This window comes from Burkholderia sp. BCC0405 (genome assembly GCF_902833075.1).
In the GTDB taxonomy this organism is placed as follows: Bacteria; Pseudomonadota; Gammaproteobacteria; order Burkholderiales; family Burkholderiaceae; genus Burkholderia.
Map to the genome: position 1 here is coordinate 132,522 of NZ_CADFEO010000002.1, position 17,311 is coordinate 149,832.

The following is a 17,311-nucleotide window of genomic DNA, read 5'->3' on the forward strand; positions in this document are numbered from 1 at the left end:
GCAATGACCCGCGTCCTCGACTACTTCAGCACGCTCGTGGCAGACGACGACAGCCTGCCTGTCACGGAAGCGGCGCTGTCGCTGGCGCAGGACGCGTATCCCGACCTCGACCTGCAGGGCACGCTGGCCGAACTCGACATGCTGGCCGCGCGGCTGCGCCGGCGGCTCACGGACGATGCGGACCTGAAGGGCCGCGTCGCCGCACTGAACGATTTTTTCTTCCGCGAACTCGGCTTCGCGTGCAATCACAACGACTACTACGACCCCGATAACAGCCACCTGAACGCCGTGCTGAAGCGGCGGCGCGGGATCCCGATCTCGCTGTCGGTGCTGTACCTGGAGCTCGCCGAGCAGATCGGCGTGCCGGCGCGCGGCGTGTCGTTCCCCGGCCATTTCCTGCTGCGCGTCACGTTGCCGGACGGCGACCTGATCATCGATCCGGCCAACGGCCATTCGCTGTCCGAAGCCGAGATGGTCGAGATGCTCGAGCCGTACGTCGCGCGTGCGGCCGGTGCGGTCGACAGCGCGTTGCGCGCGCTGCTGCAGCCGGCGACGAGCCGCGAGGTCATCGCGCGGATGCTGCGCAACCTGAAGACGATCTATCTTCAGACGGAACGCTGGCAGCGGCTGCTCGCGGTGCAGCAGCGGCTCGTGATCCTGCTGCCCGAGCACCTCGACGAGGTCCGCGACCGTGGTTTCGCGTATGCACGGCTCGATTACCTGCGCCCCGCGCTCGAGGATCTCGAACTGTATCTCGGCGAGCGGCCGGACGCGGACGACGCCACCGTCGTCGAGTCGCAGGTGACCGAATTGCGGCAGCGGATGCAGCGCGACGGCGACGATTGAGCCGGCGCGGCGCTGCGGGAACCCTGAATGAATGAAAGAACGCCCGCGCCGCGGGCGTTTTTCGTGCTTATTTCGGTTGCATCCGGATCGCGCCGTCGAGGCGGATCACCTCGCCGTTGAGCATCGGATTCTCGACGATCTGGCGCACCAGCAGCGCGTACTCGGCCGGTTTGCCGAGCCGGGGCGGGAACGGCACCATCGCGCCGAGCGCGTCCTGGACGTCCTGCGGCATGCCGAGCAGCATCGGCGTCTCGAACAGGCCGGGCGCGATCGTCATCACGCGGATGCCGTGGCGCGACAGGTCGCGTGCGATCGGCAGCGTCATGCCCGCGACGCCGGCTTTCGACGCCGCGTAAGCGGCCTGGCCGATCTGTCCGTCGAATGCGGCAACCGACGCGGTGCTGACGATCACGCCGCGCTCGCCGTCCGCGGTCGGCGCGGTGGCGGCCATCGCGGCGGCCGCGAGCCGGATCATGTTGAACGTGCCGACGAGATTCACGTTGATCGTCTTCGCGAACACGTCGAGCGGATGCGCGCCGTCCTTGCCGACGGTCTTCGCGGCGGGCGCGATGCCCGCGCAGTTCACGAGGCCGCGCAGCGTGCCGGCGCGCTGCGCGGCGCCGACGGTCGCCTGCGCATCGGCCTCGCTCGACACGTCGCAGTGCACGAAGATGCCGCCCAGTTCGGTCGCGAGCGCCGTGCCCGCCGCGTCGTTCAGGTCGGCGAGCACGACGGTGCCGCCTGCCTGCGCGAGCATCCGCGCCGTGCCGGCGCCGAGGCCCGATGCACCGCCCGTGATCAGAAACACGTTGCCGCGAATGTCCATCACTGTCTCCTTTGTTGAGTGCTCTTGGCGCATTGGCGCTTAGGGCGGACCCATGCGGCCGCCGTTGATGTTCCGGCGCCTGTGGCGGTGCCGCGCCAAGCGGATGCCCGGTTCGATGCCGCGCGATCGGTTGAAATGCCTGCGCCCCCGTAACAGGTCGCCCGCACCCGACCGATTGTACGGGGCGCCCTCGCGCGGCGGCGAGACCGGGACGGCCGTGCGAATCCCGTCCGGGCAAAAAAAACCGCCCGGAAAGGGCGGCTTTGCGGGTGCGCGACGCGCTGCTTACTTCAGTGCGTCAAACGCGCGCTCGCGGATTTCCTCGACACTGCCGAGGCCCGAGATCTTGCGATACTGCGGAGCCTTCAGGCCGTTTTCCTCGCCGCGCTGCGCCCAGTCGCCGTAGTACGTGATCAGCGGCTTGGTTTGCGCTTCGTACACTTCGAGACGCTTCTTGACGGTTTCTTCCTTGTCGTCGTCGCGCTGGATCAGCGGCTCGCCCGTCACGTCGTCGTGGCCTTCGACCTTCGGCGGGTTGAACTTGACGTGGTACGTGCGGCCCGATGCCGGGTGCGTGCGGCGCCCGCTCATGCGCTCGATGATTTCCGAGAACGGAACATCGATCTCGAGCACGTAGTCGATCGCGACGCCGGCTTCCTTCATTGCGTCAGCCTGCGCGATCGTGCGCGGGAAGCCGTCGAACAGATAGCCGTTCGCGCAGTCGGATTCCTTCAGGCGCTCCTTGACGAGGCCGATGATCAGCGCGTCCGGCACGAGCTTGCCGGCGTCCATGTAGCCCTTCGCCTCGACGCCGAGCGGCGTGCCGGCCTTCACGGCCGCACGCAGCATGTCGCCCGTCGAGATTTGCGGGATGCCGAACTTTTCCTTGATGAAGTTTGCCTGGGTGCCCTTTCCCGCGCCGGGCGCGCCCAACAGGATCAAACGCATGGTGATATCTCCAAGTATGTAGATTCGTGTGGCGAGACGCTAAGGCGTCGGCGACTGCGAGCGCGGGGCTTGCCTGGCGCGCGACGGACCGGTCTGAGGCGGCGCGTCGGCTTCGGCGACGCGCGGCTGCCGGCAAGGCCGCGGGCGGGGTCAAGCGAGGACGCGCTGGTCGCGGACGGCTCGCACAATCGCCTGATTATGCCACGGGTTATTTTGATGACGGCTGAAAAAGGGCCTGCACGCGTGCGAGATCGGCCGGCGTGTCGATTCCGGCTTCGGGCGCGGACTCGGTGATCAGCACGGCGATGCGCTCGCCGTGCCAGAGCGCACGCAGCTGTTCGAGCTGCTCGGCCTGTTCGATCGGCGCCTGCGCGAGCGTCGGATACGTGCGCAGGAAACGCGCACGATATGCATAGAGGCCAATGTGCCGGTAGACCGGGAAAGCAGGCGCAGGCATGGCCGCGACGTCGGGCCAGTGCGGCTGGTACGCGTCCCGGCTCCACGGAATCGGCGCGCGCGAGAAGTACAGCGCGACGCTCTGCGCGTCGAGCGCGACCTTCACGACGTTCGGGTTGAACACGTCGGCCGCGTCGTGGATCGGGTGGGCGGCCGTCGCAATCGCGCAGGCCGGATGGGCGGCGAGGTGCGACGCTACGTCGCGCACGAGCACGGGGTCGATCAGCGGCTCGTCGCCCTGCACGTTGACGACGACGGTGTCGTCGCTCCACCCGAAGGTCGCCGCGACTTCCGCGAGCCGGTCGGTGCCGGACGGATGGTCGGCACGCGTCAGCACCGCTTCGAAGCCGTGATCGCGTGCCGCATCGAGCACGCTCTGGGCGTCGGACGCGACCAGTACCTGCTGCGCGCCTGCTTCGCGCGCGCGCTCGGCGACGCGCACGACCATCGGCTTGCCGCCGAGATCGGCGAGCGGCTTGTTCGGGAGTCGCGTCGACGCGAGCCGGGCGGGAATGACGGCGATGAAGGGGTGAGTCATCGGGGAGGGCGGTGAGAAGAGCGGAGCGGGCGGCGCGTCTGGTGCGCGTCACCCGGCTGGGTTCGGCGCCCTCGCGGCGGGCGGGCCGCGGCGAGGGCCGGGTCGGGCGGCTTAGCGGCCGGCCGGGTCGACCGGCGTGCCTTCGACGGTCTGGCGCGCCTCGTCGACCAGCATCACGGGGATGCCGTCGCGGATCGGGTACGCGAGCTTGTCCGCGTTGCAGATCAATTCCTGCGCGGCACGATCATAGTGGAGCGGGCCTTTGCAGATAGGGCACACAAGGATTTCAAGCAGGCGAGCGTCCACGGAGTTTCTCCACAACGAGGGCAATGAGGCGAGGGTCGAGCGCGGCTTCGACAGGGACAACCCACAGTCGGGCGTCGCGCCAGGAAGCGCCCAATTTTACTGCATCCTTCTCGGTGATCAGGATCGCATCGACGGCATCGTCGACGAACGGATTGTCGGCGAACGCGTAGTGGTCGGGCAGCGCGCACGTTGCGGGCGCGAGGCCGGCCGCGCGCAGCGTCGCGAAGAAGCGTTCCGGCGCGCCGATGCCGGCCGCGGCGAGCACGCGCTCGTGCGCGAATTGCGACAGCGGGCGGCGCAGCGCGGGCTGGTCGAGGTGCCACGCGGCGCCCGGCGTGAGCGCGAGCGAATAGGTGTCGGGCCACGGCGGCAGCGCGCCGCTGTACGGATCGTTGACGAGCGTGGCGTCGCGGTGCCGCGACAGCGGCTCGCGCAACGGCCCGGCCGGCAGCAGGAAGCCGTTGCCGCCGAGCCGGTGGTCGAACACGACGAGCTCGACCGTGCGCGCGAGGCGGTAGTGCTGCAGGCCGTCGTCGCTGACGATCACGTCGACGTCCGGATGCGCGGCGCGCAGCGCCTGCGCGGCCGCGACGCGATCGGGGCAGACCCAGACGGGCGCGCCGGTGCGGCGTGCGATCAGGAGCGGTTCGTCGCCGCCCACGCTGGCGCGCGACGCGGGCGTGACGGCGGTCGGCGCCTTCACGTTCGCGCCGTAGCCGCGCGACACGATGCCGGGCGTGAAGCCGGCCGCCCGCAACGCATCGACGAGTGCGATCACGGTCGGCGTCTTGCCGGTGCCGCCGACGGTCACATTGCCGACCACGACGACGGGCACGCCGACGTCGACCGGCTTCTTCCAGCCCTGTGCATAGACGGTGCGCCGCAGCGCCGCGCACAGGCCGAACACGCACGCGAACGGCGTGAGCGCCCACGCGAGCGCGCCGCGGCGCTGCCATTCGCGCGTCAGGCGGGCTTCGAGCCGGGCGAGCGGGCTGTCGGGCGCGCTCATCGGGCCGGGCGCGGCATGGGGTGCGCCGCGGCGTGGGACGGATTCGTCAAGGCGGATTCTCCGTTGGGCGGCGCATGCCGCGGGGTCTGCGGAAGGCGGCACTCTAGCGCGCCGCAGGCGGGCGCGGCAAGCGCGACCGGCCGCCGCAGTCTGCGGGGCCGGATCGCGGCGGCTTGTGGATAACTCTGTGAAGAACTCCCCGCTCGATGGCGTCAAACGCCCGCCGGGCGGCCCTCGAATCGGATGAGAATCATTTTGAAATTTTTAAAAATATATAAAAATCAACGTGTTATGGCGAATCGTCTGGGTTTTTCAACGGATTTCACGCGTTTTAGGCCGATGATTGTCAAAGTGTGGACACCTGCCGAACGTCACGGCGCATGCGTCCGGCGCTGGACGTCGCGCGTGTGTCGGACTATCGTGTCGCCGCCAGCATTCATCCGACCGTCCATGCCTTCCGACTCCCCATTTGCCGCACCGGGCGCGACCCGCGGCGGCGACGAAGTGATTCCCGTTTCGGCGCTCAATCGCGCGATTTCGACGATGCTCGAGCGCTCGTTTCCGCTGCTGTGGATTTCGGGCGAAGTGTCGAACTTCACGCGCGCCGCGAGCGGCCACTGGTATTTCTCGATCAAGGACCAGCAGGCGCAGATGCGCTGCGTGATGTTCCGCGGTCGCGCGCAATATGCGGAGTTCACGCCGCGCGAAGGCGACCGGATCGAGGTGCGCGCGGTCGTCACGATGTACGAGCCGCGCGGCGAAGTGCAGCTCAACGTCGAGGCCGTGCGGCGCACCGGGCAGGGGCGACTGTACGAGGCGTTCCTGCGGCTGAAGGCGCAGCTCGAGAGCGAGGGCCTGTTCGCGCCCGAGCGCAAGCGGCCGCTGCCGGCCCATCCGCGCGCGATCGGCATCGTCACGTCGCTGCAGGCGGCTGCGCTGCGCGACGTGCTGACCACGCTCGCCCGCCGCGCGCCGCACATTCCGGTAGTCGTCTATCCGGCGCCCGTGCAGGGCGCCGGTTCCGCCGAAAAGCTCGTCGCGGCCGTCGAGACCGCGAATGCGCGCCGCGAGGTCGACGTGCTGCTGGTCTGTCGCGGCGGCGGCTCGATCGAGGATCTGTGGTCGTTCAACGACGAGGCGCTGGCGCGCGCGATCGCGGCGAGCGAACTGCCGGTCGTCAGCGGCGTCGGGCACGAAACCGATTTCACGATCGCGGACTTCGCGGCCGACGTGCGCGCGCCGACGCCGACCGGCGCCGCCGAACTCGCCAGCCCGCAGCGCGCGCTGCTGCTGCGCGAGGTCGGCGAGCGCCAGCGTGCGCTCGCGCGCGGGATGGAACGCCGGCTCGAACAGCGCGCGCAGCAGCTCGACTGGCTCGCGCGTCGGCTGGTGAGCCCGGCCGAGCGGCTGCAGCGGCAGCGCACGCACGTCGAGCAGCTCGCGGTGCGGCTGGCGTCGGCGGCGTCGCGGCCGGTGCGCGACGCGCGCGCGCGCTTCGCGCTCGCACAGCTGCGCTGGCAGCGTGCGCGGCCCGATTCGTCGCAGGCGCGCCAGGTGCTCGCGGGGCTGTCGCAGCGTCTTGCGCTGGCCTTGCAGCGCCGTCACGAACGCGACACGGCTCGCGTGTCAGCCTGTGCGGCAAGGCTCGAGGTGCTGAGCCCGCAGCGCACGCTCGAGCGCGGCTATGCGGCGCTGATCGATGCACAGACGGGCCGCGCGGTGCGCACGCCGAACGCGCTGAAGCCGCAGCGCCGCCTGACCGTGCATCTCGCAGAAGGTTCGGCCGACGTGTCGCTCGCTGATGTGCAGCCGCGGCTGACCGATACGATCTGACGTAACCTGCGCGTGCTCGGCGAGGGGACGCACCGAGGACGGGAACGGATGTTGCGCATCGCCGGCTCACCCTGCCGGACGATGCGTGAACATCGCTTTTCCGCATACCGCGGATAAATGGCCCGCGAGTTTGCGGGGTTATTCGTCCTCGCCTACAATCGGACGCTCGGCAGCATTCAACACAAGCCCCCCTACATACTCAACGAAGGAATCGCCATGGCTCATACGCTCCCGCCGCTCCCGTACGCTGAAGACGCACTCGCGCCGACCATCTCGCTCGAGACGATCCAGTACCACTACGGCAAGCACCATCAGGCTTATGTGACGAACCTGAACAATCTGATCCCGGGCACGGAATTCGAAAACCTGTCGCTGGAAGAGATCGTGAAGAAGTCGTCGGGCGGCATCTTCAACAACGCCGCGCAAATCTGGAACCACACGTTCTTCTGGAACAGCCTGTCGCCGAACGGCGGCGGCGCACCGACGGGCGCGCTGGGCGACGCGATCAACGCGAAGTGGGGTTCGTACGACGCATTCAAGGAAGCGTTCACGAAGGCCGCAGTCGGCACGTTCGGTTCGGGCTGGGCATGGCTCGTGAAGAAGGCTGACGGTTCGCTCGACATCGTGTCGACGAGCAACGCGGCAACGCCGCTGACGACCGCCGACAAGGCACTGCTGACGATCGACGTGTGGGAACACGCGTACTACATCGACTACCGCAACGCACGTCCGAAGTTCGTCGAAGCGTTCTGGAACATCGTGAACTGGGACTTCGCAGCGAAGAACTTCGCGTAAGGTCCGGCGCCTGCGCGCCGCTACGGCGCGCGGCATCCACGCAAAAGCCCTCGAAACGAGGGCTTTTTGTTTTTGTCCGGCAGGATCGTGCGTGGCGCGCCGGATCAGGCGACCACGCCGAGCGCCCAGCCGAGCGCCGCGCTTGCGATCACGACGGCCCACGGCGGCACGCGCCAGAACACCAGCGCGACGAACGCGACGAGCGCGGCGGCCAGATCGCGCGGCGCCACGATCGTGTCGGTCCAGACCGGGTGATAGAGCGCGGCGAGCAGCAGCCCGACGACGGCCGCATTCACGCCTGCGAGCGCGGCCTGCATCCGCGTGCTGCGGCGCAGCCGTTCCCAGAACGGCGCGGTGCCGGCCACCAGCAGGAACGACGGCGCGAAGATCGACACCAGCGCGATCGTGCCGCCGAGCCAGCCGTTCGGCGCGTTGCGCAGCGATGCGCCGAGGAATGCCGAGAACGTGAACAGCGGCCCCGGCACGGCCTGCGCGACGCCATATCCGGCCAGGAACGCCGCATCGCCGACCCAGCCGGGCGCGACCACGGCCGCCTGCAGCAGCGGCAGTACCACGTGCCCGCCGCCGAACACGAGTGCGCCGGTGCGGAAGAATGCGTCGACGACAGCCAGCGTATCGGATCGGAGCAAGCGGGCCGCGAACGGCAGCGCGACGAGCAGCGCCGCGAACAGCGCGAGCCACAGCACGCCCGCGCGGTGCGATACGTGCAGCGGCAACGGCTCGTGGGCGTCTCGCGCCGGTTGCGGCAGCAGGACGAGACCGGCGGCACCGGCCGCGACGATCACCGCGACCTGCGTCCACGCGGCCGGCGCGAGCAGCGCGACGCAGGCGGCCGCGGCCATCAGCGTCGCGCGGCGCGCATCCGGGCACAGCGTGCGCGCCATGCCCCACACCGCTTGCGCGATCACGGCGACCGACACGATGCGCAGCCCGTGCAGCGCGCCGGCTTCGATCGGTGCGCCCGTCGCGTGCACGCCGAGCGCGAACAGCATCATCAGCAGCGCTGACGGCAGCGTGAAGCCGAGCCACGCGGCGAACATGCCCGCATAGCCGGCGCGCGCGAGGCCGATCGCCATCCCGACCTGGCTGCTCGCCGGCCCCGGTAGGAACTGGCACAGCCCGACGAGATCCGCGTACGTGCGCTCGGTGAGCCAGCCGCGCCGCGTGACGAACTCGGTGCGGAAGTAGCCGAGATGCGCGACGGGGCCGCCGAACGATGTGAGGCCGAGCCGCAGAAATGCGACGAACACCGGCCAGGGATGGCGGGACGGAGCGGAGGCGGTCGACGTGCTCAAGACGGTGCTAGCGGGTGAACGGACGAGCCGCCACGATAGCGCAACGCGGTGACGGCGGGGAGGCTGCGCGACAGCGGTACCGGGGCTCAGCGCATGCCGTCGGGCAACCCGCTCGCCCGCCGCAGCGCATCGACGTCGACGAGCTCGATCTCGCCGACGTGCAGCCGCACGACGCCGTCGGCCTGTAGCGCCTTCAGCAACTGGTTGGTGGTCTGCCGCGTCAGCGACAGCATCGCCGCGAGCTTTTCCTGCGACAGCCGGATACGGGTGCGGCCGGCGCTGATGCCGCCGTAGCCGTCGGCGATCATCAGCAGCCGGGCGGCGAGCCGCTGCGCGGCGGGCATCACGCTCATCGATTCGACGGTCAGGAAGCTCAGGCGCAGCTTCTGCGCCATCAGCAGCGCGAATTGTCGCCAGTATTGCGGCGTCGCGTCGAGGATCGCGAGCAGCGCGGCCTGCGGGACGTGCAGAAGCAGCGCATCGTCGAGTGCGATCGCGTCGTGCGTGCGCGGCTGGCCGTCGAACAGCGCGATTTCGCCGAACCAGGTGACGGGCTCCGCGACAGTCAGCAGCGCTTCCTTGCCCTGCGGGTCGACCGCACCTATCGTGAGTGAACCGGCCAGTACCGCGTACAGCCCGCACGGCGGGTCGCCGCGCCGGAACAGCGCATGACCGGCCGGCAGCCGGCGCAGCGCCGCGCGGGCGAGCAGGTCCGCACGCAACGCGGGCGGCAGCGCGGCGAACCACGGGTTCGCTTCGATCTGCGGCAGGTATGGAGCGAGCGAAGAGGGCATGGACACGCGATGTCGGGTAGCTGACAGAGGTTCTGGGGCGTGACGCGCATCATAGCGCTCGACAACCGACCAGGAGACGCGATGAAGACGCTCGAAGACCATCTTGCCCAGTATGCGGCCTACCATCGCGACGCGCGCAATATCGCGACGCACCTGGTCGGCATCCCGATGATCGTGTTCGCGGTCGAGGTGCTGCTGTCGCGGCCGGCCATCGGGATGCTGGCCGGCATCGCGCTGTCGCCGGCACTGCTGCTGGCCGTCGCGTTCTCGGTGTTCTACCTGCGCCTCGATCTGCGATTCGGGATCGTGATGACCGCGCTGTTCGCGCTGGGCCTGTGGGCCGCGCAGGCGCTTGCGGTGCTGCCGACCGCCCAATGGCTCGCGATCGGCATCGGCGCGTTCGTCGTCGGCTGGATCGTGCAGTTCGTCGGGCACTGGTTCGAAGGGCGCAAGCCCGCATTCGTCGACGATCTGGTCGGCCTGATGGTCGGGCCGCTGTTCGTCGTCGCCGAGGTCGCGTTCTTCGCGGGGCTGCGCGGCGACGTGCGCCGCGAAATCGAGCGGCGGGCCGGCCCCGTGCACGGCGGCGCGCATTCGCATGTCTGACGCACCGGTCTGCGTGTTCGGCGCGGGCGCTGTCGGCTGCTATCTCGGCGGACGGCTCGCGGCGGCCGGCGCGAATGTGACGCTCGTCGGCCGCGCGCGGATCGGCGACGCGATTCATCGGCACGGGCTGACGCTGACCGACCAGCGAGGCTATCGCGCGACGCTCGCGCCGGCCGATGTCGCGTTCGCGACCGATCCGGTGGCCGCGGCGGCCGCGCGGCTCGTGCTCGTGGCGGTGAAATCGGCGGCGACGCGTGAGGCCGCGGCGCAGCTTGCCGGCGTGTTGCGGCCCGGCACGGTCGTGATCAGCTTCCAGAACGGCCTGCACAACGCCGACGTGCTGCGCGCATCGCTGCCGCAAGCCGCCGTGCTCGCCGGCATGGTGCCGTTCAACGTGATCGAGCGCGAGCCGGGTGCGTTTCACCAGGGCTCGGCCGGTGCGCTGGCGGCCGAAGCGTCCCCCGCGCTCGCGCCGTTCGCTGGTGCGTTCTCGCGCGCCGGACTGCCGCTCGTGCTGCATCGCGACATGCCGGCCGTCCAATGGGCGAAGCTGCTGCTCAACCTGAACAACGCGATCAACGCGCTCGCGAACCTGCCGCTGCGCGACGAACTCGCGCAACGCGGGTACCGGCGCTGCGTTGCGCTCGCGCAGCGCGAGGCCCTGCACTGGCTGGCGCGGGCCGCGATCCGGCCCGCGCGGCTGACGCCGTTGCCGGCCGGGTGGATCCCGGACGTGCTCGACTTGCCCGATCCGGCGTTTCGCGTGCTCGGTGGCCGGATGCTCGCGATCGATCCACTCGCGCGTTCGTCGATGTCCGACGATCTCGCGGCGGGGCGGGCGACGGAAGTCGAGTGGATCAACGGCGAGGTCGTGCGGCTGGCCGCGCGCTTCGGCGGGCAGGCGCCCGTCAATGCTCGACTGTGCGCGCTCGTGCACGACGCGGAACGCGCAGCGGCGCGCCCGGCCTGGCGCGCCGCCGACCTGTGGGCCGACCTGACCGCACAGGCGCCGCGCGCGGGCGATGTGCGGGCCGCGTAGGGAACTGCGCAACCCGTCGCGCGAGGTGCCCACACGGGGCGCAACGGCTAAGATGCGGGGTGCGTCATACGACGCCTATGCGGAGCCGTTACCATGGTGGATCGCCCGACTCTCGATGCCTACGACGCCCATGCCGCGCAGTACGCGCAGGACTGGCTCGACCAGGCCGCGCCCGACGACATGTACGCGCTGCTGGAGCAGCATTTTTCGCCGGGACCGACCGCGGACGTCGGTTGCGGAGCCGGGCGCGATACGGCCTGGCTCGCGTCGCGCGGCTTCGACGTGCGCGGCTACGACGCAAGCGCCGCGCTGCTCGACGAGGCGCGGCGGCGCTATCCGGATCTCATCTTCGAGCTGGCCACGCTGCCGGCGCTGGCCGGCGTGCCGTCCGGCGCGTTTCGCAACGTGCTGTGCGAAACGGTCGTCATGCATCTCGAACAGGCGGACGCGGCGGCCGCCGCCACGCGGCTGGCCGAACTCCTGATGCCGGGCGGCACGTTGTACATGAGCTGGCGGGTGGCCGGAAACGGCACGTTGCGCGACGAGCGCGGCCGCCTCTACACGTCGCTCGATTCGGCGCGGATGCGGGCGGCGCTCGGCGCCGGCACGCAGGTGATCGACGAGCACGAGGTCGTCAGCGCATCGTCCGGCAAGCGCGTGCACCGGCTGATCGCGCGCAAGACCGGCGCCGCGTGAGCGCGACGCGGCGGCTCCCCGCTCATTCGCGGTTGAGAGCCGCTTCCCAGTTGATGTCGACGCAGAGCACCTGCATGCCGGTCGCGACCGGCGCGGCGATCGACGCGGTCACGCACAGGTGCGCCTCGTTGATCGACAGGTAGGGCGCCGTCAGGTGCACGCGGCCCGGTGCGCGCATCGCGCCGATGAAGTACGGGCGGCGTTCCCAGCTTGCCCCTTCGGAATGCAGCAGCGGCCGGAAGCGCTTGGCGCGCTGCGATACGCTGCCGCGCGCGAGCACGTTGTCGCCGATCTGGCGCCCCGATGCGTCGAGCAGGAAGCAGCGCGCGGTCTCGGGCAGCCCGAGTACGGCCGCGGCCGCGTCGGTCAGCGATTCTCCGGCGACGAGCTTGCGGCTCGCTTCCTCGAGCGCCGTGACGTACGGCGCGAGCCGCGCCGCCTGGGTGCGCTCGCGTTCCGCGACGCGCAGCCGCAAGGCGGCCGACAGCGTATCCATGCAGCCCGCGGCAGCCTGCGGCTGTACCGGTTCGACGCTCGGCCCCGCGAAGTACTGGCCCTGCACGAAATCGACGTCGCACTCCAGTGCGATCAGCGCGTCGCGCTCGGTCGCGAGCCCGCCCATCAGCACGAGCTGCCCGGATTCGTGCAGCAGCGAGACGAGCCCCGGCAGCACGCGTTCGAGATGTGAGTGCTCGCTCGCCTGCGCGAGAATGCCGCGGTCGAGCGTGACGATGTCGGGATGCAGGTGCCACACGCGATCGATGTTCGAATGCTTCGCGCCGAACCCGACGAGTGCGATCAGGAAGCCGGCCTTGCGCAGCCCGTCGACGATCGCCGCGTAGCGCGGCGTCTCGCCGCCCGCCTGCTCGGGCACCTCAAGCACCACGCGATGCGGCGGCAGCCCGAGCGCCTTCAGGTTCGCGAGCATCGCGTCGCTGTAGACGGTGTCCATCAGCGCGGCCGGGTGCAGGCTCAGGAAGAGCCATTCGTCATGGCTGTCGAATGCGTGGAAGTTGCCGAGATGCAGCGATTCGGCGAGCCGGCCGAGCTCGAGCAGGTCGCCGCGCCGCGCCGCCTGCGTGAACACCTCGTGCGACGCCACCTGGCGGCTTTCCTCGTCGTGCGCACGCAGCGACGCGTGATAGCCGATCGCGCGGCGGTGCGACACCGAGAAAACGGGCTGGAACACGCTGAACACGGTGTAGCCGCCGTACAGCACGGTGCGCCGGTTCCCGTCGTCGCCGGCGACGGGGCGGGGCGGCTGAAAGCCGGGGGGATCGATTTCGATCATGCTCATGATGTCGGCCGAAGGAAGACTGCGAGTTTACCTAGAGAATAGGCCAGCAAGAAGCGTGCACGGCATCGTACCCCGTGCGGCGGCGCGTCGCGGATGCGCTGCCGGGCATTGCAGGCGTTTCAAATGCGCATCGCGAGGCCGCGCCGCACCGTGATGGTGCGCGCCGACCCGGTTCGGCGCGCACCACGCGTCATGCGCGCTCGGACGGATCGGTCTTGCGCGCGGTGCTGCGGATCTCGGGCGCGAGCTGCGCGAAGATCCACGCGGACGCGGCCGTGATGATCCCGACGCAGATGAAGGTCGCATGGAACGCCGGCAGCGTGTTGCTCGGCGTGACGGTGCGCAGCATGCCCGTGAACGTCGCGAGCAGCGCGCCCGCCACCGTGACGCCGAGGCTCATCGACAGCATCTGCACGAGCGAGAACAGGCTGTTGCCGCTGCTCGCGCCGCCCGTGCCGAGATCCTTCAGCGTCAGCGTGTTCATCGCGGTGAACTGCATCGAGTTGAAGCCGCCGAACAGCGCGAGATGCACGACTTTCACCCAGACGGGCACCGTGTCGCGCATCAGCGCGAAGCTCGCCATCATCACGCCGACCATGATCGTGTTCGCGAGCAGCACCTTGCGGTAGCCGTGCCGCGTGATCAGGCGCGTGATGATCCGCTTCGAGAACATCCCGGCCGCCGCCACCGGCAGCATCATCAGCCCGGCCTCGAACGCCGAGTAGCCGAGGCTCACCTGCAACAGCAGCGGAATCAGGTATGGCATCGCGCCGCTGCCGATCCGCGCGAACAGGTTGCCGAGCAGCCCGACGCTGAACGTGTGGATCCGGAACAGTTCGAGCGAGAAGATCGGTTGCGGCGCGCGCACCGCGTACAGCCCGTACGCGACGAAGCACGCGAGGCTCAGGATCAGCAGCACGAGCACGGCCGCGTGCTGCATCCCGAGATCGGCGAGCCCGTCGAGCGACAGCGAGATCGCGATCATGCCGATCGTCAGCAGCAGGTAGCCCTTCAGGTCGAAGCGGCCGACGGCCGGGTTGCGCGAATCGGGCATCGAATAGAAGGTCGCGATGCAGCCCGCGACGCCGACCGGCACGTTGATCAGGAAGATCCAGTGCCACGACGCGATCTTCACGAGCCAGCCGCCGAGCGTCGGCCCGATCAGCGGGCCGATCAGGCCGGGAATCGCGACGAACGACAGCGCGGGCAGGTAGCGTTCGGCCGGGAACGTGCGCAGCACCGCGAGCCGCCCGACCGGCAGCAGCATCGCGCCACCGATCCCCTGCACGACGCGGAACGCGACCAACTGCGTCAGCGTATGCGCGTTTGCGCACAGCAGCGAGCCGAGCGAGAACACCAGGATCGCGCTGAAGAACACCCGCCGCGTGCCGAACGTGTCGGCGAGCCAGCCCGACACGGGGATCATCACCGCCATCGTCAGCGAGTACGCGATCACGACCGACTGCATGCGCAGTGGCGATTCACCGAGGCTCGCGGCCATCGACGGCAGCGCCGTGTTGACGATCGTCGAGTCGAGCGTTTGCATGAAGAAGCCCGTTGCGACGAGCCAGAGCATCACGGTGAGGTTCTTTTCGCCGGGAGCGGCGGCAGGCGGGCGCTGGAACATAGGGGGCGGGTGGTGGCGCAGGACAGCCGACATTGTAGGGAAAGCCATCGCGCCGTGCAGGTTCGGCGCGAAGTCCGCCCGGCGGGTGCCCGTCCCCGTCGATTGACCAATACAGTTCAGCCGAAAGTGTCTGCAGCCGTACCTGTCCGTGTGCTGCCGCTGTCCGAAATACTGGTGCCATCGAACCCGTGCGACCAGGAGGCCGCCATGCGCGAACTGCGACTTTATGTGATCGATGGCGACGAGCCGGCCGGTCGGTGGCGGATCGTCGATCGCACCGCACTGGAGGTGGCCGACGGCGAGGTCTGGCTGACGATCGAGGGCCGGCCCGACGATCACTGGCTCGGCGCCGGGGATTCGCTGATGCTTTTGCCCGGCATGCGCGTATGGGTCAGCGCGGGGTCGCAACGTGCGACGTTCGCGTTCGGTCCGCCCGAGGTGTCGGCGAGGCGCGCCGCGCAGGCCTGGTGGAGGCCGCTCGTCGCGCGGCGCGACGGCCGGCGTCATGCGCCCGCGTCGTTGCCGACGTAGCACGCCGGGGCAGGATCAGCGTTCCGTCCATGCATTGTTCGAGCGCATGCGTGATCCAGCGGGCCGTGCAGTCGTGCAGAGATCCGCGAGTCCGTCTTCGGTACGTGGCGGTCGAGCGAACGTTCGACGCCGCCGCGCGAGCGTTTCGCGTCGGCACGGCGGCGTGCGAGCAGCCGCACCTTGTCCGCGTGATGGCAGCGGTGCCTGCTTGCGCGACCCGGTCGTGAGGGCAGCAACTCGCGGTGCACATGTGCGGCGGCTCACGCCGGCCCCGAGGATGCTGGCAGGGTTCCTGCGCGCTGGCGGATATGACGTCGGCCGCTTCTGCCGGGGCGCAGGGGGTACGACCATACGTGATGCGCCGATTCGCGCAATCAGGATTGCTCGCGACTGTCGCGAATCCTAGACTCGATCTTGTCTTCCTCACCGCCCATTCCGCCATGACACCCGAACTCGCGTTGGCGCATCTGTGGCAGCTGGCACACGGCGACCCCGACGCGCTGGCCCGTGCGACCGTGACCGGACAGGACCCGACGTTGCCGTCGACCTTCCGGGTCGGCACGCTGGCTGTGGCGACGATCGCGGCAGCCGGGCTCGCGGCGGCCGAATGCCACCGACTTCGCACCGGCGTCGCGCAAACCGTCGACGTGTCGGTTCGCGACGCGCTCATCGCGTTCCGCAGCGAACGCTACCTGCGCGTGGACGATGGCCCGCCGCCGGAGTTGCGTCACCCGGTGACGGGTTTCTTCGAGACGGGCGACGGACGCTGGATCCAGCTGCACGCGAACTTTCCGCATCACCTGAACGGCATTCTCGACGTACTCGGCTGCGGCGCGCAGCGGGACGATGTCGCCACGGCGATCCGCGCGCGGGACGGCGCCGCACTCGATACCGTGCTGGCCGAGGCCGGGCTGTGCGCCGCATTGATCAGAACGCCTGACGAGTGGGCGTCACTCGAGCAGGCGCGCGCGATCGCATCGCTGCCGCTGTTCGAGATCGAGCGGATCGGCGACGCACCGGCCGAGCCGATCGGCCGCGGCGAAGCGGGCCAGCCGCTCGCGGGTGTGCGTGTGCTCGATCTCACGCGCATCATCGCGGGGCCGGTCGCGGGCCGCACGCTGGCGTCGCACGGCGCGCAGACGCTGCTCGTCAACGGCCCGCACCTGCCGAACATCGCGCCGCTCGTGATCGACAACGGGCGCGGCAAGCGTTCGACGTGGATCGACCTGCGCGATGCGGCGGGCGTCGATGCGCTGCACGCGCTCGCACGCGGCGCGGATGTGTTCCTGCAGTCGTACCGGCCCGGCGCGCTCGCGGCGCGCGGCTTCGGGCCGCAAGCGCTGGCGGCGCGGCGGCCCGGCATCGTGTACGTGTCGATATCCGCGTACGGGCACGCGGGGCCGTGGGCGCAGCGGCGCGGCTTCGACAGCCTCGTGCAGTCGGCGAGCGGGATCGCGTGGCAGGAGCAGCAGGCTGCGCACGCGGACGGGCCGCGCCACCTGCCGTGCCAGGCGCTCGATCACGCAACCGGTTATCTCGCGGCGTTCGGTGCGATGATCGCGCTCGCGCGCCGGGCGCGCGAAGGAGGAAGCTGGCACGTGCGGCTGTCGCTCGCGCAGACGGGACGCTGGCTGCAGTCGTTCGGCATCGTGCCGGACGGCCTGCAGGCACCCGATTTCGCGCGCACCGACGTGCGCGACCGGCTCGAGCGCATCGCGTCGCCGTTCGGCATGCTCTACGCGGTACGGCCGGCCGAACGGTTGTCGGCGACACCGCCGTCGCTAGCGCGCCCGCCCGTGCCGCTCGGCTCCGACGATGCGTGCTGGCTGTGAGCGCCGGCGGTGCGGC

At 69.9% G+C, this 17,311-nt stretch carries 17 protein-coding genes; 8 read left to right on the forward strand and 9 right to left on the reverse strand.

Features of this window, described 5'->3' with window-relative positions; translation table 11 throughout:
* The first annotated feature begins 3 nt into the window (after positions 1 to 3).
* Complete coding sequence (locus tag HWX36_RS03695; protein WP_175950929.1) at positions 4 to 846, forward strand: SirB1 family protein; 843 nt, start codon at positions 4 to 6, stop codon at positions 844 to 846.
* 67 nt (positions 847 to 913) lie between these two features.
* On the opposite strand, the gene HWX36_RS03700 is transcribed toward HWX36_RS03695, so the two are convergent.
* The 5 genes from HWX36_RS03700 to lpxK form a co-directional block, all read right to left on the reverse strand.
* A complete protein-coding gene (locus HWX36_RS03700) occupies positions 914 to 1,672 on the reverse strand; it encodes a 3-hydroxyacyl-CoA dehydrogenase (protein ID WP_175950930.1) in 759 nt (252 codons plus the stop codon).
* A 285-nt stretch (positions 1,673 to 1,957) separates the two neighbouring features.
* The gene (gene adk / locus HWX36_RS03705) at positions 1,958 to 2,620 is read right to left on the reverse strand and encodes an adenylate kinase (RefSeq protein WP_175950931.1); all 663 of its coding nucleotides are present in this window, start codon (positions 2,618 to 2,620) and stop codon (positions 1,958 to 1,960) included.
* A 208-nt stretch (positions 2,621 to 2,828) separates the two neighbouring features.
* Positions 2,829 to 3,614, reverse strand: a complete 786-nt coding sequence (gene kdsB / locus HWX36_RS03710; RefSeq protein WP_175950932.1) for a 3-deoxy-manno-octulosonate cytidylyltransferase — start codon at positions 3,612 to 3,614, stop codon at positions 2,829 to 2,831.
* 111 nt (positions 3,615 to 3,725) lie between these two features.
* Positions 3,726 to 3,920: a Trm112 family protein gene (locus HWX36_RS03715; RefSeq protein ID WP_010090898.1), complete on the reverse strand. Its 195-nt coding sequence runs from the start codon at positions 3,918 to 3,920 to the stop codon at positions 3,726 to 3,728.
* Entirely contained in the window at positions 3,901 to 4,929 is a 1,029-nt protein-coding gene (gene lpxK / locus HWX36_RS03720) for a tetraacyldisaccharide 4'-kinase (RefSeq protein WP_175950933.1), read from the reverse strand. Before lpxK ends, HWX36_RS03715 begins: the two co-directional genes overlap by 20 nt.
* 450 nt (positions 4,930 to 5,379) lie before the next feature.
* On the opposite strand from lpxK, the gene xseA reads away from it, so the two are divergent.
* The gene (gene xseA, locus HWX36_RS03725; RefSeq protein ID WP_175950934.1) at positions 5,380 to 6,762 is read left to right on the forward strand and encodes an exodeoxyribonuclease VII large subunit; all 1,383 of its coding nucleotides are present in this window, start codon (positions 5,380 to 5,382) and stop codon (positions 6,760 to 6,762) included.
* A gap of 216 nt (positions 6,763 to 6,978) precedes the next feature.
* Positions 6,979 to 7,557, forward strand: a complete 579-nt coding sequence (gene sodB, locus HWX36_RS03730) for a superoxide dismutase [Fe] (RefSeq protein WP_011352986.1) — start codon at positions 6,979 to 6,981, stop codon at positions 7,555 to 7,557.
* 104 nt (positions 7,558 to 7,661) lie between these two features.
* Here sodB and chrA read toward each other — a convergent pair whose 3' ends face one another.
* On the reverse strand, positions 7,662 to 8,873 hold the full coding sequence (gene chrA / locus HWX36_RS03735; protein WP_175950935.1) for a chromate efflux transporter: 1,212 nt from the start codon (positions 8,871 to 8,873) through the stop codon (positions 7,662 to 7,664).
* Positions 8,874 to 8,959: 86 nt separating this feature from the next.
* Positions 8,960 to 9,667, reverse strand: a complete 708-nt coding sequence (locus HWX36_RS03740; RefSeq protein WP_027789289.1) for a Crp/Fnr family transcriptional regulator — start codon at positions 9,665 to 9,667, stop codon at positions 8,960 to 8,962.
* 81 nt (positions 9,668 to 9,748) lie between these two features.
* On the opposite strand from HWX36_RS03740, the gene HWX36_RS03745 reads away from it, so the two are divergent.
* The 3 genes from HWX36_RS03745 (at position 9,749) to HWX36_RS03755 (ending at position 12,008) form a co-directional block, all read left to right on the forward strand.
* The gene (locus HWX36_RS03745) at positions 9,749 to 10,273 is read left to right on the forward strand and encodes an Mpo1-like protein (protein ID WP_175950936.1); all 525 of its coding nucleotides are present in this window, start codon (positions 9,749 to 9,751) and stop codon (positions 10,271 to 10,273) included.
* Positions 10,266 to 11,312 carry a 2-dehydropantoate 2-reductase gene (locus tag HWX36_RS03750; RefSeq protein WP_175950937.1) on the forward strand — a complete coding sequence of 349 codons (1,047 nt, stop codon included), beginning with the start codon at positions 10,266 to 10,268 and terminating at the stop codon, positions 11,310 to 11,312. The genes HWX36_RS03745 and HWX36_RS03750 overlap by 8 nt, the downstream gene beginning before the upstream one ends.
* Positions 11,313 to 11,405: 93 nt before the next feature.
* On the forward strand, positions 11,406 to 12,008 hold the full coding sequence (locus HWX36_RS03755; protein ID WP_175950938.1) for a methyltransferase domain-containing protein: 603 nt from the start codon (positions 11,406 to 11,408) through the stop codon (positions 12,006 to 12,008).
* A 22-nt stretch (positions 12,009 to 12,030) separates the two neighbouring features.
* Here HWX36_RS03755 and HWX36_RS03760 read toward each other — a convergent pair whose 3' ends face one another.
* Both HWX36_RS03760 and mdtD read right to left on the reverse strand, forming a co-directional pair.
* The gene (locus HWX36_RS03760) at positions 12,031 to 13,305 is read right to left on the reverse strand and encodes an EAL domain-containing protein (protein ID WP_175950939.1); all 1,275 of its coding nucleotides are present in this window, start codon (positions 13,303 to 13,305) and stop codon (positions 12,031 to 12,033) included.
* A gap of 190 nt (positions 13,306 to 13,495) precedes the next feature.
* Entirely contained in the window at positions 13,496 to 14,932 is a 1,437-nt protein-coding gene (mdtD, locus tag HWX36_RS03765; RefSeq protein ID WP_175951173.1) for a multidrug transporter subunit MdtD, read from the reverse strand.
* Between the two features lie 207 nt (positions 14,933 to 15,139).
* Between mdtD and HWX36_RS03770 the strand changes: the two genes are divergently transcribed.
* The gene (locus tag HWX36_RS03770) at positions 15,140 to 15,463 is read left to right on the forward strand and encodes a DUF2917 domain-containing protein (RefSeq protein WP_175950940.1); all 324 of its coding nucleotides are present in this window, start codon (positions 15,140 to 15,142) and stop codon (positions 15,461 to 15,463) included.
* 440 nt (positions 15,464 to 15,903) lie between these two features.
* The gene (locus tag HWX36_RS03775; RefSeq protein WP_175950941.1) at positions 15,904 to 17,295 is read left to right on the forward strand and encodes a CoA transferase; all 1,392 of its coding nucleotides are present in this window, start codon (positions 15,904 to 15,906) and stop codon (positions 17,293 to 17,295) included.
* Positions 17,296 to 17,311: the final 16 nt, after the last annotated feature.